The sequence below is a fragment of the Arthrobacter sp. ASL1 genome (assembly GCF_056680475.1).
In genome coordinates this window covers 468852-483261 of the sequence record NZ_CM155284.1, presented here as the reverse complement: position 1 = coordinate 483261, position 14410 = coordinate 468852, and the positions used below count along the sequence as shown (strand labels likewise).

Genomic DNA, 14410 nt, shown 5'->3' with positions numbered 1-14410 from the left:
GACGGGATGGCTGGACGATCGCGTGTCGCGCAAGCGGCCCGAGGAACGTCCGGGCTCCGCAGAACAGGGTGGTGGGTAACGCCCACTCGGGGTAACCCGCAGGCCAGTGCCACAGAAAACAGACCGCCCGCCTCGTGCGGGTCAGGGTGAAACGGTGGTGTAAGAGACCACCAGCGCCCCCGGTGACGGGGGTGGCTCGGTAAACCCCACCCGGAGCAAGGCCAGACAGGCTGCGTCATGAGGGCTGTTCGCCCCAGTAGTCGGGTAGGCCGCTCGAGGGCATCGGCAACGGTGCCCCTAGATGGATGATCGTCACCGGCAGCCGGGTAACCGCTGTCGGCACAGAACCCGGCGTACAGGCCATCCCGTCCCCACACACCACGGAAGAGGCCCGCCAGTTACAGGGATGTGCGTGGCGGGCCCCCACATCCCGAAGCTCCAGCTCCGGGATGCGCCTCCACGCTAAGGCCTTTACTGCTGCACTGTGAAGGAAAAATGTATCCGGTGGTGGTCTTGACCTGCCTGCGGCGCGCTTCGACGATGGAGCCAGGCGGTCGACGACGACCCAGCAATGCGCCTCGCCACCGTCGGCCACGTGGGGTCATTCGGATCCCACGGGCCATCCACCTTCGGAGGCGACCGTCATGGTCGAGCAAATGCAGATGACCGGGGTCGGTGTCGCAGAGATGCAACACGCGGCCCTCGGGGAGGCCCGGCGCTTGATGCGCGAGGCAAAAGGCGACCGGCGGCGAACGGGACGTGCTGGTCAAGATGCTCGAGGTCGGCACGGCGGGGAAGGGTGACGCCGATGCGCAGTACCGCGAGGTGCGGCGGATGCATGATGGGTTGATCGTCTCCGGTGGCACGGGACCGGTCGCCCTGGCACTGGCGGCCGGTGTGGTCGGTTCCTACGAGCCCGTGGAGGCCGAGGATGGGACGGTCTCGGTGATGGCCGCCAGCAAGCGGAACTACCAGGCCGTCCTGGGTGCGGCTGGGGCGGTGATCGGTGGTGCCTTCGGTGGGGTAACGGGGGCCGCCGTCGGTGGGGCGATCGGCGGGGTCATCGGCTACATCGTCGACGACTGCAAGGACTGACGGCCGGCCGGTCCGCCGGCTACCAGCGGCGCGGGCCAGGCCTCGGATCCCCGATGACCGGGCCGCGCTCCACCTCGTCGTCCGGCTCCCAATCGTCCGGGTTGATCCCGGGCGGGAAATCGCCGGGCATAATGGCCCGCTGCGTCCCGCTCCGTATCCCGGCGGTGCCGCCGCGCCCCCGTGTCTCTCCGCGGGCCAGGTCCGCTTCCAGGATGGCCAGCGATCGTTCGACGTTGGTCTTGTTCACTCAGACTCCCTGCAGACGCGCAACCGGCCCCGCCCGAGGTGAAGGGGCGGAGCCGGTTGATGAGGCGCGGTATGGGGGGAACCGCGCCAGCGGCGCCAGAGACGGGGTGCCGCTGAAACCAGTCTAATCGAAAGTGTGTTCGAATCAAAGTGGCGGGGGCGGCGGGGGTTTCTGGGAACCCGCCGGCTCCGTGGAGGGTCATCGATGGCGCGCGCCGGCCGGGAACTGGCGGCCCCCGCGGGCAGATGATGCCCGGCCGCGGCCGGACGGCCGAGGTGTGAGTGAGTTCACCGACGCGAATGCGCGGATCGATCCGGGACAACCTAGAATGGTTGTGGGCCCAGCCCAATGGGGAAAGATCCTGATACCCCGCCAAACCGTATCTGCAATGGTGCTTTCGCGGTACCAACCGGCCAGTGGATCCCGGCCGGCTGAATTGGAAGGACAATTAGTGACCCAGCAGTCTGTCGCCGCCCAGGAAGAATGGAGCGGCCGCGAGGAACTCGCCGAGGCCATGATTCCCCTGATTGGACGTCTCTACCGCAAGAACAATGTGGTGACCTCCATCTACGGGCGCAAGCTCATCAACAAGTCCCCGATCGACATCCTCAAGGCCCATCGCGTGGCCCGCCACATCGACGGCGCGGAACTCCAGCTCACCGAGACCTTCCCGCTGCTCCAGGGCCTGGACGCCCTGGACCTCGGAGCCGTCTCGGTCGACCTGGCCCGCCTCTCGCGCAAGTTCAAGCAGCAGGGCAACGGCGCCTCGCTGCAGGACTTCCTCGCCGCCGAATTCGCCACCCAGACCGGGGGCGCCGGCGCCTCAGAGGCCGAACCACGTGACATCGTGCTATACGGCTTCGGCCGCATCGGCCGCCTGCTCGCCCGCATCCTCATCGAGCGCGGCGGCTACGGCCTGCGCCTGCGCGCGATCGTCGTCCGCAAGAACGGCGAGAACGACATCATCAAGCGCGCCTCGCTGCTGCGCCGCGACTCCGTGCATGGTCCGTTCGAGGGCTCGATCACGGTCGACCAGGAGAACAACACCATCCTGGCCAACGGCACGCTGATCCAGGTCATCTACTCCAACGACCCGACCACCGTGGACTACACCTCCTACGGCATCGACAACGCCATCGTCGTGGACAACACCGGCCGCTGGCGCGACCGCGAGGGCCTGGGCCAGCACCTGAAGGCCAAGGGCGTCTCCCGCGTGCTGCTCACGGCACCGGGCAAGGGCGACGTGAAGAACATCGTCCACGGCATCAACCACGGTGACATCACCGCCGACGACGAGATCGTCTCCGCGGCCTCGTGCACCACGAATGCGATCACCCCGGTACTCAAGGCGATCAACGACGAGTACGGCGTCGCCCACGGCCACGTGGAGACCGTCCACTCGTTCACGAACGACCAGAACCTCACGGACAACTTCCACAAGGGAGACCGCCGGGGCCGCGCCGCCGCGCTGAACATGGTCATCACCGAAACCGGTGCCGCCAAGGCCGTGGCCAAGGCACTGCCCGAGTTCGAGGGCAAGCTGACCGGCAACGCCATCCGCGTCCCCACCCCGGATGTTTCCATGGCCATCCTGAACCTGAACCTGGAGAAGGAGACCACCAAGGAGGAGCTGAACACCTACCTGCGCCAGGCCTCCCTGGGTGCCGAGTTGCACAAGCAGATCGACTACATCGACTCCCCGGAGATCGTCTCCACGGACTTCGTCGGCTCCCGCCGCGCCGGCATCGTTGACGGCTTGGCGACCATCGCCAACGGCAAGAACGCCGTCGTCTACGTCTGGTACGACAACGAGTTCGGCTACTCCTGCCAGGTCGTGCGCGTCATCGAGGAACTGGCCGGCACCCACCCGAAGGCTTTCCCGGCCGTCGAGGAAACCGCCCAGGTCGAGTTGAACGTCTAGGCTCCGCCAGCACCAACAGTGGGCGGCCATTCCATCGGGGGTGGCCGCCCACTGCTGTTTCCGGAACACAGTACGACGCCGGTGCCTCCTCACGCGGCGCCGCGACGTGACCCCGGATGAGAGGACCAAATCATGACCGTGCGCATCCGGCCGGCAACACCGGCCGACCACGCCGGCATCGAGCAGGTGGAAAATGCTGCCGACCAGCTGCTGATCGACCTGCTCTTACCCACGCAGTGGGAGGCGGCCCCCACGGGCTCATCGAGGGCTGCCGAGACTGGCTTCCTCCTGGTTCTGGAGGACACCGGGATGCACACGCTCCTGGGGTTCGTGCATGTTCTCGTTTGCGGTCCCATTGCGCATCTGGAGCAAGTCTCCGTACATCCCGAGCACGGCCGTCACGGGCATGGTCGTCGGCTCGTGAATGCAGCGAAGATCGAAGCCCGGCGACGCGGCCACCGGACGTTGACGCTGCGGACGTATGCGGACATCCCGTGGAATGCGCCGTTCTATGCGAAGCGGGGGTTCGTGGAAGTCGAGCCGCGTACTGAGTTCCATCGAGAAGTCGCCGCCGTCGAGGAGCGGCTGGGGCTGCCGGTTTGGGGGAGGCGCATCCTCATGGAAGCCGTCCTGCGCTGAGCCCGCCAGCGGCCGGGCGATATCGCAGGGCGACTGCCCCCGACCGGAACTCATGGCGATCCACCAACTCGAGTTGGATGCGCTCGCGCAGCCCGGCCAGCAAGGTCGGCCCCTGTCCGGCGACGACCGGTTGCACCAGGAACTCGTACTCGTCGATCAGACCCAGATCGGCCAGCGCCAGGGGGAGCGTCACTCCGCCGACCCACAGGCCCTCGCCCGGCTCCTGTTTGAGCCGCTGGACCGCTGGCCCCACGTCGTCTTGCACCAGTTCGGCATTCCAATCGAACCCGCTCAGCGTGCTCGACACGACATACTTCTTTGCCCGGTCGATGGCCTCGGCGAACGGAAGTTCCCACTCTTCCATCCAGTCGGGCCAGGCGCCCGTGGTCGGCTTCCGCCACGCCGATTCCATCATCTCGTAGGTCACCCGGCCGAAGAGCAGGGCATCTGCTCGCTTCATCTCGGCAGCCCAATAGCGCATCGACTCCTCGTCCGGCGGTGACCCGGCCTCGTGGTGGACGCAGCCGTCAAGGGTGACGTTGATCGAGTATCGAAGGGGTCTCATTCCGTTGCTCTCCCGTGAAGCGCGCCCATGTTCTCCGGACCTGGTCCGAGATTACTGCTGCGTCCCGACCAAGGGAAAGGACAACTCGGGATCACTGCCTGCACGGGTTGCGGCCCCGGTGTCCGTGATCTTGCGAACGTCGGGGAAACCGAGCAGGTCGTGCGGCACGTCCAGGCTCGTACGGCACGCCCACGGGGCGCGGGGTGGAGGTCTTCGCCTTCTTGCACCTGAACCGAAGACACGGAGACGCAGCACGCCGGGCCCCTGGCGGGCGCGCTGGATGGCTTCGATGTCGAGGAACCCTCCAGTGTTCATGTCCTCTGTGTCGCACCACGGGAGGATTGGCGCACCATGCCCATGCCGCAGCCGGTGCGTCAGTGCCCGAACGGATCCGGGTCCACGCCCGGCATCCAGGAATTGCCCGGAACGCCCCACTCGAGGGACTTCTTGGCCTTCTTCCACCGCCGGGCCCACTTGGGGTTGAGCTTGTCGACGTAGAGGTAGCCGTCGAGGTGGTCGTACTCGTGTTGCATCATGCGGGCGAACCAGTCGGTCGCCTCGAAATCCACCGGGTTCCCGTCCCCGTCGAAGCCCATGACCCGGGCGTAGTCGGCCCGCTTGAGCGGAAAGGACAGCCCGGGCGCTGAGAGGCAGCCCTCGGCCTCGTCGTCGGGGTCCGGTTGGGCACCGGAGACCTTGCCGAGCACGATCCGCGGGTTCACCAGCACGCCCTCGGCGGGGACACCGTCGTCGTTCTCCATGGCATAGGTGAAGATCCGCAGGCCGACGCCGATCTGGGGGGCCGCGAGGCCGACGCCGTTGGCGGCGTGCATGGTCTCGTACATGTCGGCGATCAGCGCGCGCAGCCCGTCGTCGAAGTCGGTGACCTCGGCGGCGCGGGCATGCAGGGCGGGATCGCCGTAGATGACGACGGGGCGGACGGGCATCGGGGGCCTCCTGTGATGCGGCACGGACGGTGACGGCGAAAGAAAAAGCCGCCCCGGACGGATCCGGGGCGGCTGCCTGGGGTGAGTAACGGGGCTTGAACCCGCGACCTTCTGGACCACAACCAGACGCTCTGCCAACTGAGCTATACCCACCATTGCGTCTCTCAACGCGGCGCCCGCACCATTCGGTATTCCTACCGGACGTCCGGGCAACGGATACTAGTTTACACACTTTCGCGCACCCGCGCGCCACCGGACGGGCGGCGCGGCGAAGTGTGGCAGAGGACACGTTCTGCCGGTTGACTAGCCGGCCGTGGTGCCTTCGGCGGCGGCCGCATCCCCGGCGGCCAGGGACGCGGTGATGGCCTTCGCGGTCTTGCTGTCCGGGCCCGGGGCGGGGACCATGACGGCCTGGCGGTAGTAGCGCAGTTCGTTGATCGAATCGCGGATGTCGCCCAGTGCGCGGTGGTTGCCGGTCTTCGCGGGGGACTGGAAGTAGGCGCGCGGGTACCAGCGGCGGGCGAGTTCCTTGATGGTGGAGACGTCGATGACCCGGTAGTGCAGGTGGTCGATGACCCCGGGCATGTCGCGGGCCAGGAAATTGCGGTCGGTGCCGATGGTGTTGCCCGCCAGCGGGGCCTTGCCCGGCTCGGGGACCCACGCCCGGATGTACTCGAGGACCTGCTCGGTGGCCGTGTCCAGGTCCAGTCCGGCGTCGAGCTCCTCGAGCAGGCCGGAGGAGGTGTGCATCTCGCGGACGAAGTCGTTCATCTGCTCGAGCGCCTGCGCCTCGGGTTTGATGACGACGTCGACACCGTCACCCAGGATGTTCAGTTCCGGATCGGTGACGAGGACGGCGACTTCGATCAACGCGTCGGCTTCCAGGCTCAGCCCGGTCATCTCGCAATCGATCCACACAATGTTTTCAGCTGAAATAGGCACGAAGCCAATCTACCGGATGCCACCGGGGGAGCGCGGGCGGCGCGGGCGGCTACTGCGGGACGCCGCTGAGGAAATAGAGCACCACGAACACGACGGCGGCCGTGGCGCCGACGACGGCTGCGGCCAGGGCGTTCAATCCGACCAGCGGGGAGCAGACGACGATGAGCGCGGCGACGAAGATCCCCCACCCGAGCAGGGCTCCCTGTCGGGTCGTGTTCTTGCCCTCACTCGAGGCATGCCGGCCCACTGTGTCCCCCTGTTGTTGCACCGCACAGCCCGGCGGATGCCACGGCTGCCACCAGCCTAGGGCCAGGCGGGGGCGTTCGGCGGGAACCGGCGTCGTACCGGGGTGTGGCGGAGCCGCGATGCTAACATCGGGTGAGTATTTCAGCGGCCCCGTGCCCCGGATCCCGGTCCTCCATGGTCCCCGAGGCCTCGGACGGGAGCCGGTACGGGCCGCACAATCAACGGAAACGAGCCGATGGCGATGAGCAGGATCGAGACGGGTGCGGCGGCCCGTCCGCGGGAACGCGCGCCCCGGATGATCCTGGCCCAGGGGTTCATCGGTGCGTTCCTGGTGCTGCTGGGCTCGTACGGCATCGGCTGGCTGGCCAGCGTCTCGCCGCTGAACCGCAACGAGCTGCTCATCGCGGTGCGCACCGAGCAGTGGGGCGTCATCACCGCGACTGTCGTGCTGACCGTTGGCTGCTGGATCATGTTCCGCTCCTGGCTGCGGCTGGGCCAGGAGCTGGCCGGCTGGGCGGAGGGATCCCTGCGGGTCGTCCGGCAGGCGTGCTGGCTCTGGGGCGCGCCACTGCTGCTGGCGCTGCCGATCTTCAGCCGCGACGTCTTCGCCTACATCGGCCAGGGGCGGCTGGTCACCGCAGGCCAGGACCCCTACGTGAACGGCATCTCCACGCTGTCCAACTGGTTCCAGCTCGGAGCCGACGTCACCTGGGCCGAAGCCGAAACCCCCTACGGGCCGCTGTTCCTGACCCTCGAGCGGCTGGTCAACCTCATCGCCGGAACCTCCCCCGACGCCTCCGTGTTCCTCTACCGGCTGATCGCCTACGCCGGGGTCATCGTCTGCATGGTGTACGTGCCGAAGCTGGCCCAGCTCCACGGGGTTGCCGGGGCCAAGGCGTTGTGGATCACCGTGTCGAACCCGCTGTTCCTCATCAGCTTCATCGCCAGCGCCCACAACGACGCGCTGATGGTTGGGCTCGCCATTGCCGGCACCTACTACGCAGCCACCCGCCGGGGGATCCTCGCCGTCGTCCTGGTCACCGCGTCGATCGGCATCAAGCCGATCACCATGGTCATCCTGCCGTTCATCGGCCTGCTGTGGGCAGGGCCCGGTTCCTCCTGGGCCCGGAGGTTCCTCTACTGGGCCTACACGCTGGGGCTGTGCCTGGGGATCATGGCCGTGATCGGGTGGGCCAACGGCTACGGGTTCGGCTGGCTGAAGGTCATGCTCGGGACCGGAACCGGGACCGTCTTCTTCGCCCCCGTGGGGCTTTTCACCAACTTCTTCAGCGGCGCCTTCGACGCGTTGGGCCTGCCCTCGAACTGGGTGCTGGACGTCGTGAAGGTCGTCGCCCGGGTGGCCTCGGTCCTCGTCGTGCTGTTCCTGATGTTCCGCGGGCGCCACTCCCACCTGGTCCAGCGGCTGGCGCTGGCCTTCGCGGCACTGGTCGTGCTGTCCCCGATCATCCAGCCGTGGTACCTGCTGTGGCTGCTGCCCTTCTTCGCCGCCACCGGCATCCGCGACGACTGGCAGCTCATCTGGGTGTACTTCACCGTGGCGTTCTTCATCGCCTTTGGCGCCGCCGACCAGATCTTCATCTGGCAGTTCCTCGACGCCCTGGACCCCTGGGTCAAGCATCTGTCCACCGGCATCTCCTGGGCGGCCATGGCCTATCTGGCCTTCCTCGACCCGAAGACACGGCACCTCTTCGTGGGTTTCTGGGCCTCCGTGCGCACGACCTGGTCCGGGCTGCGGCTGCGGTTGCGCCGGCACCGGGAAGCCAACTGAATGCCCGCAGTCGAGCGCCGGCGCGCGCGGGGACGGACCGCGGCCCTCACCGAGGCCGTGTACGGGCTGCGGCACCGCTTCGAGGAGATGCCGCTACTGCACCGGCTCGCCGGTGGTGACGAGGCCCTACGCGGCGTCGCCATGGCCCAAGGGTTCATCGCCTCGCTGATGATCATGGTCGGCTCCTGGGGCGTCGGCTGGCTGGCGCAGACCCAGAATTCGATCTTCGCGCGCACCACCATCCTGAATCCGTTGCGGGTCGAAACCGCAGGGGTCATCGCCTGCACCGTCCTGCTGGCGTTGGGCTCCATGGTGTTGTGCCGGGCCTGGCTGCGCTTCGGCCAGCGCGGGGGCCGGCACAGCCCGGCCTCCCTGGTCACGGTGCGCAACACCGTGCTGCTCTGGTCCGCGCCGCTGCTCTTCACCTTCCCGATCTTCAGCCGCGACGTCTACTCCTATCTGGGCCAGGGCCGGTTGATGCATGCCGGCCTGAGCCCCTACTCGAACTGGATCTCGCAACTGCCCGGCTGGTTCGCCCAGGGATCGGACAGCCTCTGGGCCGAATCCGCCTCCCCCTACGGGCCACTGTTCCTGCTGGCCTCCCAGGGCGTCTATTTCGTCACCGGCGGCGTTCCCGAGGCGGCGGTCCTGCTGTTCCGCCTGCTGGCCGTGGCCGGGGTACTGCTGTGCCTCTATGCCGTTCCGCGGCTGGCCGCGCAGCTGGGTTCCGATCCCACCTGGGCGGTGTGGATCTCGCTGGCCAACCCGTTGTTCCTGCTGACCATGATCGGCGGCGCACACAACGACGCCCTGATGATGGGCGGGCTGCTCATCGGGTTCGTCTGGGTGAGCCGTGGACGCCGGCTGGCCGGCATCCTGGCCGTCAGCGGGGCCATCGCCATCAAGCCGATCGTGGTGCTGGCGCTGCCGTTCATCGGACTGGCCATGCTGCCGGCCACCGCCACGCTGGGACGCAAGATCGGCGCCTGGGCCTACACGGCCGTCGTCTCCGGGGCCACCCTGACGTTCTTCGGGTGGGTGTCCGGGCTCTGGTTCGGCTGGATCAAGGCGATGGCGACCGCCGGATCCGCGGCCTTCCCGTACGCGCCGGTGGGCCTGCTGGGCCTGGGCGTCGGCTGGCTGGCCGAACGGGCCGGCGGTGACCTGGAGGCGACCGCCGACCTGGTCTACACGATCTTCAAGGCCGTGGCGCTGGGCTTCGCGATCTGGCTGGCGTTCCGCCGCCCGGCCACCTCGCCGGTCCTTTACTGCGCGTTCGCGCTGCTGGCGACCATCGTGCTGGCACCCATCATCCAATCCTGGTACGTGCTGTGGCTGATCCCGTTGTTCGCCGCCTCCCGCGTCTACACCGGCGGATGGGTCCGCTTCTGGTACCTGCTGAGCATGCTGTTGGTGCTCGTCGGGGTGGTCGACCAGCTCAGCGTCGCCCAGTGGATCAGCCTGCTCTGGGTCCGGGTCCTGGCCGCCGGCATCGGGCTCCTCTACCTGGGCTACCTGGTCTTCTCCGATCCCCGCACGTCGGCACTCTTCACCCCGGGTCCCGACCCCGATCCCACCGATAACAGAAACGAGGCCACCGAGTCGTGACTTCACCGCTGAACACCCTGCGCACCGCGCGCGAGGCCACCCGTCCGGTCATCGGTTGGCTGCTGGTCGCCACCGTCATTGGCGCCATCCTGGCCGTGCTGACCAAGCAGTGGTGCCGGGTCAACGGCTGGTCCGGTGCCGACCAGCACATCCACATGTGCTATTCGGACTTCGCCCAGCTCTTCGGCACCCGCGGGCTGGCCGACAAGCTGTTCCCGTTCTACACCGGCCTGCCGCAGGACCAGGCGCTGGAGTACCCGGCACTGCTGGCCGTCATCGCCGGGGTGACCGCGTTCATGGTCCCGGGCATCGGCTTCAGCGCCGAACGCCAGCTGGCCTACTTCGACATCAACTCGCTGGGCTCCTTCATCTGCTGGGCGATCATCGTCGTCGCCGTCGCCTACAGCGCCCGCAAGCGCAGCCGCGACGCCCTGCTGGTGGCTTTGGCCCCCGGGATCATCCTGACCAGCCAGCTGAACTGGGACCTCTGGGCCGTCATGTTCGCCACCGTGGGCATGCTGGCGTTCTCCCGCAAGCGCATCTACCTGGCCGGTGTGCTGCTGGGCCTGGGCGCCGCCGCGAAGCTCTACCCGTTCTTCCTCTTCGGGGCGATCCTGGTGCTGTGCTGGCGGACCGGGCGCATGGCGGCGTTCTGGAAATCCCTGGCAGCCGCCGTCGTGGCCTGGCTGGTGGTCAACGTCCCGTTCATGCTCACCGCGTTCGACGAATGGTCGCGCTTCTACACGTTCTCCTCCGAACGCCCGATCAGCTTCTCCTCGATGTGGCTGGCCTTCACCTGGACCGGGCTGGACGGCAAGGGCTTCTCGCTGCTCTCCAACGCCTGCTTCGCGCTGGCCTGCCTGGGCATCGCCTACCTGGCACTGTCCGCGAAGCGCCGCCCCCGGATGGCCCAACTGGCGTTTTTGATCATCGCCGCGTTCATCCTCTTCAACAAGGTCTACTCGCCGCAGTTCGTCATGTGGCTCATCCCGCTGTACATCCTCGCCCGGCCGCGGTGGCGTGAATTCCTGCTCTGGCAGCTGCTCGAGGCCTACCACTGGGCCGCCGTGTGGCTGATGAGCGCCGAGATCGTCAGCGGCGGCACATTCGGGGCCGGCAACCCGTGGATCGAGATCGCCTACGGCACCGGCATCGCCGCCCACATGGGCATGGTCATCTACCTCTGCGTGCGCATCATCGGCGACATCCGCCACCCCGACCGCGACCTGGTCCGCGCCGAGGGCGACGACGACCCGATGGGCGGGCCGATCGAGGACGCCCCGGACAAGTTCGTCCTGCCCGCCCGGCGCTGAGGGGCGGCGGCACGGCCTGCCGCCTAGCTGGCGATGCTCTTGACGATCTGCCGGGCAATGACCGTGTTGATGACCGGCAACGTCGCGGCACGCAGGACCCACCGGCGCACGCGCTGTTGCCGGACGGTCTCCGGCAGGAACATCCAGACGGCCCGACGCCCCGATGCCTGGGCGGCCTCGATGACCGAACGCCATTGGCGCTCGAAGCCGGCCAACGCCGTGGGGACCTGTTCAGCAGAGGACACCGCGCCGAGCAGGTCGCCGAGCAATGCCCCTCCGGCGATCGCCAGCGAACCGCCCTGCCCGGCCACCAACGACACCGCCGAGCACGCATCGCCGACCAGGATCGTCCTGTCTCGGTGCCAAGTGGGCATCACCACCTGGGCCACGACGTCGTCGTACGGGTCCGGCGGGCACAACTCCAACATCCGGTCGACCTCCGGACCGAGCCCGGCGAAGTTCCGGCGCAGGCGGGTGGGTGTGTCGACGTCGATGCCATAGGCGGCAATCCCCTTGTCGCGGTAGACCATGAACGTCGCGACCTGGCCGGTGCGCAGTCCGTACAGCCCCACGGTGCGGTCCAGGCTGTCCGTGAGCACGAACCGCCGGCCCAGCCGCGCCGCCAGGGCCGGTTCATCCGCGATGTAGGCGGCGGCGCGCATGCCCAGTGGGCGCAGGTACGAGGCTTCGGGGCCGAAGAGCGCGCCGCGGACCGCCGAGTGGATCCCATCGGCACCGATGAGCACATCGGCCTCCAGCACCAGTGGTTCCGTCCCGTCCATGTCGACGGACACCTGCCCGCCGCCGTCCCGGATCTCCGTCGGCCGGTGCCCGTAGTGCAGGTGGACCCGGCCACCGGGCACATCGTCCAACGCGGCCAGCGCCGCCAACTCCATGTCGGGGCGCAGCAGGGTGAGGACCTTGCCCCCCGCCGCGCGGGAGAAGCGTTCGTAGTCCAGGCGTGCCGTGGCCTTCCCGGCGGAGTCCACGTATTCGGCGGCCTCGACCGGGTAGGCGACGTCGGCCAGGCGCGGATACAGGCCGATGCGTTCGGAGGCGGCGACTCCGGGGCCGAAGAAGTCCATCATGTAGCCGGCGTCCCGTGGCCCGGGGGACTGTTCGACGATGTCGACCTCCCAGCCGGCGAGCCCGAGTTGGCGGGCCGTGACCAGCCCGGCAATTCCCGCCCCGATGATGATCGCGCGCATGTGCGCCTCCTGGGCCCGATGGTGGTGGGGCCTATTATCCTCCCGCGCCGGGCCGGGGGATACGTCGCGGGTGATCTGGCCCGGGACCTCAGGAGCCCAGCGCGGAGCCATCCGAGAGGCGGTGGTAGGTCCGATCGTGATACACCAGCGGGGCGCCGGTGGCGTCCTGGCGGCGCACCTCCAGCACGGTGGCGATCACGACCCGGGACGAGCCGACGTCGATCCGCTCGGCCACCGAGCAGCGCAGCGCCCAGGCGGCACCGCGCAGCAGCGGCTCGCCGGTCGGCAGGTATTCCCAGTCCATGTCGGCGTCGAAGCGGCTGGTGCCCGGTGTGGCGAACGTGTTGACCAGGCCGGCCTGCCCGGCGTCCAGCAGGTGGACCACCACGGTCTCGGCGGCGGCCAGCAACGGGGCGGTGGTCCGGCCCGACAGGGAGAACATCAGGGACGGCGGATCGACGGCGACGGAGGCCACCGAGGAGGCGGTCAGCCCGATCGGCCCGGCAGGTCCCGCGGCGGTGATGACGGCAAGTCCAGCGGGGTGGCCGCGGAATGCGTCCCGGAACAGGGCTGCGTCGGAGTCGGTCGCTGTCGGACGGTGGCTGAGGGTGGTCATACCTGCTCTTTCGTCTGCGGGTCCCAAGGTTTCACGGGGACACTCACGACCCTAAAACCTCAACCTAAGTTCAGGTCAAACCGGGGCTGCGGACGTGACGTTTTGTTCAGCTGTCCAGGCCCGGGGCGCCCGTGGTGGCGGACCCCCACTCGTCGTCGGGGTTGACGAAGCCGCAGCTGGACAACGACAGGCAGCCGCACCCGATGCAGCCGTCCAGCCGGTCGCGCAAGTGTTCGAGCAGGGAAATACGGGAGTCGATTTCCTGCCGCCACGCCGCCGAAAGGCATTGCCAGTCGGCCTGGTCCGGCACCCCGTCGCGCGGCAGGGACTCGAAGACCTCCAGCACCGAGGCCAACGGGATGCCGGCACGCTGGGCGGCACGGACGACTGCCACGCGACGCAGCGTGGCACGGGCATACCGGCGCTGGTTGCCGCTGGTCCGATGGCTGCTGATCAGCCCCTTGCGCTCATAGAAGTGCAGGGCCGACACGGCGGCGCCGCTGCGCGAGGCCAGCTGGCCGACACTAAGGTCCTCGTCCTCCACCATCGGGTGCGCCTCCTGGTTCCGCTCGCCGGCTGGGCGGCCAGCACGCCGCTGCGCCCGCCTGAGACGTTACACCGCCGGGACTCATCGCCCGATACGCTGGAGCGCATGGCAACGACGCAGCACGACGACGGCTGGTACCTCTTCGACTATGGCATGGTCATCTCGGCCGCGCCGGCAGCCGAGGACTGGAACCGACTCCACGAGGCCACCGGGCTGCGCCTGGACGCCGCGGACAGCACGTACTGGGCGCACCGCCACGCCTTCGACGACGGCTCCCTGGACTCACTGGGGTATTGGCGCGCCGTGTTGGACCGGGACGTCTCCGAGGAGGAAGCCGAACGGCTGGACCGCCTGGACGCCGCGTTGTGGTCGCGGCCGAACCCGGCGACGATGGCCGTGCTGGAGGAGCTGCGGGACCGCGGCTCCCGCCTGGCGCTGCTGTCCAACATGCCGGTTCGCATGTCGGAGATCTTCGAGGCCGAGGCGGACTGGCCGGCATCCTTCGAGCAGCTGTTCTTCAGCGGGCGGCTGCGCCTGGGCAAGCCGGACCGGCGGATCTACCTACACGCGCTGGCGCAGCTCGGGGCGGAGCCCGCCGACGTCGTGTTCATCGACGACAAGGCGGAGAACATCGACGCCGCCCGCGAGATCGGGGTGCGCACCGTTCACCACCTCCCGGGGATCGACCTGGCCGCCGAACTGGGGCTCTGATACCGGTCAGTGAGCC

The 14410-nt window shown here is 68.3% G+C and carries 15 protein-coding genes, 1 tRNA gene and 1 other RNA gene; 8 read left to right on the top strand and 9 right to left on the bottom strand.

Annotated elements, in window-relative coordinates:
• Positions 1 to 2: 2 nt before the first annotated feature.
• Together rnpB and AC1MEQ_RS02240 are read left to right on the top strand one after the other, a co-directional pair.
• Positions 3 to 372: RNase P RNA component class A (gene rnpB / locus AC1MEQ_RS02245), an RNA gene on the top strand.
• Positions 373 to 759: 387 nt separating this feature from the next.
• On the top strand, positions 760 to 1095 hold the full coding sequence (locus tag AC1MEQ_RS02240) for a hypothetical protein (protein ID WP_479793574.1): 336 nt from the start codon (positions 760 to 762) through the stop codon (positions 1093 to 1095).
• A 19-nt stretch (positions 1096 to 1114) separates the two neighbouring features.
• Here AC1MEQ_RS02240 and AC1MEQ_RS02235 read toward each other — a convergent pair whose 3' ends face one another.
• On the bottom strand, positions 1115 to 1342 hold the full coding sequence (locus tag AC1MEQ_RS02235; protein ID WP_479793573.1) for a hypothetical protein: 228 nt from the start codon (positions 1340 to 1342) through the stop codon (positions 1115 to 1117).
• Positions 1343 to 1793: 451 nt separating this feature from the next.
• On the opposite strand from AC1MEQ_RS02235, the gene AC1MEQ_RS02230 reads away from it, so the two are divergent.
• Together AC1MEQ_RS02230 and AC1MEQ_RS02225 are read left to right on the top strand one after the other, a co-directional pair.
• Positions 1794 to 3263 carry a glyceraldehyde-3-phosphate dehydrogenase gene (locus AC1MEQ_RS02230; RefSeq protein WP_479793571.1) on the top strand — a complete coding sequence of 490 codons (1470 nt, stop codon included), beginning with the start codon at positions 1794 to 1796 and terminating at the stop codon, positions 3261 to 3263.
• A 132-nt stretch (positions 3264 to 3395) separates the two neighbouring features.
• The gene (locus tag AC1MEQ_RS02225; protein ID WP_479793569.1) at positions 3396 to 3902 is read left to right on the top strand and encodes a GNAT family N-acetyltransferase; all 507 of its coding nucleotides are present in this window, start codon (positions 3396 to 3398) and stop codon (positions 3900 to 3902) included.
• Here AC1MEQ_RS02225 and AC1MEQ_RS02220 read toward each other — a convergent pair.
• The 5 genes from AC1MEQ_RS02220 to AC1MEQ_RS02200 form a co-directional block, all read right to left on the bottom strand.
• Positions 3880 to 4467: a dihydrofolate reductase family protein gene (locus AC1MEQ_RS02220; RefSeq protein WP_479793568.1), complete on the bottom strand. Its 588-nt coding sequence runs from the start codon at positions 4465 to 4467 to the stop codon at positions 3880 to 3882. The genes AC1MEQ_RS02225 and AC1MEQ_RS02220 overlap by 23 nt on opposite strands.
• Before the next feature lie 374 nt (positions 4468 to 4841).
• A complete protein-coding gene (gene def, locus AC1MEQ_RS02215) occupies positions 4842 to 5414 on the bottom strand; it encodes a peptide deformylase (protein WP_479793566.1) in 573 nt (190 codons plus the stop codon).
• A gap of 77 nt (positions 5415 to 5491) precedes the next feature.
• A tRNA-His gene (locus AC1MEQ_RS02210) sits at positions 5492 to 5567 on the bottom strand.
• Positions 5568 to 5717: 150 nt separating this feature from the next.
• Positions 5718 to 6314, bottom strand: a complete 597-nt coding sequence (orn, locus tag AC1MEQ_RS02205) for an oligoribonuclease (RefSeq protein ID WP_479793564.1) — start codon at positions 6312 to 6314, stop codon at positions 5718 to 5720.
• Between the two features lie 91 nt (positions 6315 to 6405).
• Positions 6406 to 6603 (bottom strand): hypothetical protein, encoded by a 198-nt coding sequence (locus AC1MEQ_RS02200; RefSeq protein WP_479793562.1) that lies wholly within the window; start codon positions 6601 to 6603, stop codon positions 6406 to 6408.
• Positions 6604 to 6843: 240 nt separating this feature from the next.
• On the opposite strand from AC1MEQ_RS02200, the gene mptB (AC1MEQ_RS02195) reads away from it, so the two are divergent.
• From mptB (AC1MEQ_RS02195) to AC1MEQ_RS02185, 3 genes are read left to right on the top strand one after another with little or no spacing between them, the layout of a single operon-like run.
• Positions 6844 to 8391: a polyprenol phosphomannose-dependent alpha 1,6 mannosyltransferase MptB gene (mptB, locus tag AC1MEQ_RS02195; protein WP_479793561.1), complete on the top strand. Its 1548-nt coding sequence runs from the start codon at positions 6844 to 6846 to the stop codon at positions 8389 to 8391.
• On the top strand, positions 8392 to 9999 hold the full coding sequence (gene mptB / locus AC1MEQ_RS02190; protein WP_479793559.1) for a polyprenol phosphomannose-dependent alpha 1,6 mannosyltransferase MptB: 1608 nt from the start codon (positions 8392 to 8394) through the stop codon (positions 9997 to 9999).
• Positions 9996 to 11312 (top strand): glycosyltransferase family 87 protein, encoded by a 1317-nt coding sequence (locus tag AC1MEQ_RS02185; protein ID WP_479793557.1) that lies wholly within the window; start codon positions 9996 to 9998, stop codon positions 11310 to 11312. The genes mptB (AC1MEQ_RS02190) and AC1MEQ_RS02185 overlap by 4 nt, the downstream gene beginning before the upstream one ends.
• Before the next feature lie 23 nt (positions 11313 to 11335).
• Here AC1MEQ_RS02185 and AC1MEQ_RS02180 read toward each other — a convergent pair whose 3' ends face one another.
• From AC1MEQ_RS02180 to soxR, 3 genes are all read right to left on the bottom strand, one after another.
• A complete protein-coding gene (locus AC1MEQ_RS02180; RefSeq protein ID WP_479793555.1) occupies positions 11336 to 12520 on the bottom strand; it encodes an FAD-dependent monooxygenase in 1185 nt (394 codons plus the stop codon).
• Between the two features lie 88 nt (positions 12521 to 12608).
• On the bottom strand, positions 12609 to 13136 hold the full coding sequence (locus AC1MEQ_RS02175) for a flavin reductase family protein (protein WP_479793553.1): 528 nt from the start codon (positions 13134 to 13136) through the stop codon (positions 12609 to 12611).
• A 106-nt stretch (positions 13137 to 13242) separates the two neighbouring features.
• Complete coding sequence (gene soxR / locus AC1MEQ_RS02170; protein WP_479793551.1) at positions 13243 to 13683, bottom strand: redox-sensitive transcriptional activator SoxR; 441 nt, start codon at positions 13681 to 13683, stop codon at positions 13243 to 13245.
• 105 nt (positions 13684 to 13788) lie between these two features.
• On the opposite strand from soxR, the gene AC1MEQ_RS02165 reads away from it, so the two are divergent.
• Positions 13789 to 14394: an HAD family hydrolase gene (locus AC1MEQ_RS02165; protein ID WP_479793549.1), complete on the top strand. Its 606-nt coding sequence runs from the start codon at positions 13789 to 13791 to the stop codon at positions 14392 to 14394.
• Positions 14395 to 14410 lie beyond the last annotated feature (16 nt).

Bases quoted from the DNA above. Each gene is read 5' to 3' on its own strand.
- AC1MEQ_RS02225 (WP_479793569.1), top strand. From the start codon at position 3,396: ATGACCGTGCGCATCCGGCCGGCAACACCGGCCGACCACGCCGGCATC.
- AC1MEQ_RS02220 (WP_479793568.1), bottom strand. From the start codon at position 4,467: ATGAGACCCCTTCGATACTCGATCAACGTCACCCTTGACGGCTGCGTC.
- def (WP_479793566.1), bottom strand. From the start codon at position 5,414: ATGCCCGTCCGCCCCGTCGTCATCTACGGCGATCCCGCCCTGCATGCC.
- orn (WP_479793564.1), bottom strand. From the start codon at position 6,314: ATGACCGGGCTGAGCCTGGAAGCCGACGCGTTGATCGAAGTCGCCGTC.
- mptB (WP_479793561.1), top strand. From the start codon at position 6,844: ATGAGCAGGATCGAGACGGGTGCGGCGGCCCGTCCGCGGGAACGCGCG.
- mptB (WP_479793559.1), top strand. From the start codon at position 8,392: ATGCCCGCAGTCGAGCGCCGGCGCGCGCGGGGACGGACCGCGGCCCTC.
- AC1MEQ_RS02180 (WP_479793555.1), bottom strand. From the start codon at position 12,520: ATGCGCGCGATCATCATCGGGGCGGGAATTGCCGGGCTGGTCACGGCC.
- AC1MEQ_RS02175 (WP_479793553.1), bottom strand. From the start codon at position 13,136: ATGACCACCCTCAGCCACCGTCCGACAGCGACCGACTCCGACGCAGCC.
- soxR (WP_479793551.1), bottom strand. From the start codon at position 13,683: ATGGTGGAGGACGAGGACCTTAGTGTCGGCCAGCTGGCCTCGCGCAGC.
- AC1MEQ_RS02165 (WP_479793549.1), top strand. From the start codon at position 13,789: ATGGCAACGACGCAGCACGACGACGGCTGGTACCTCTTCGACTATGGC.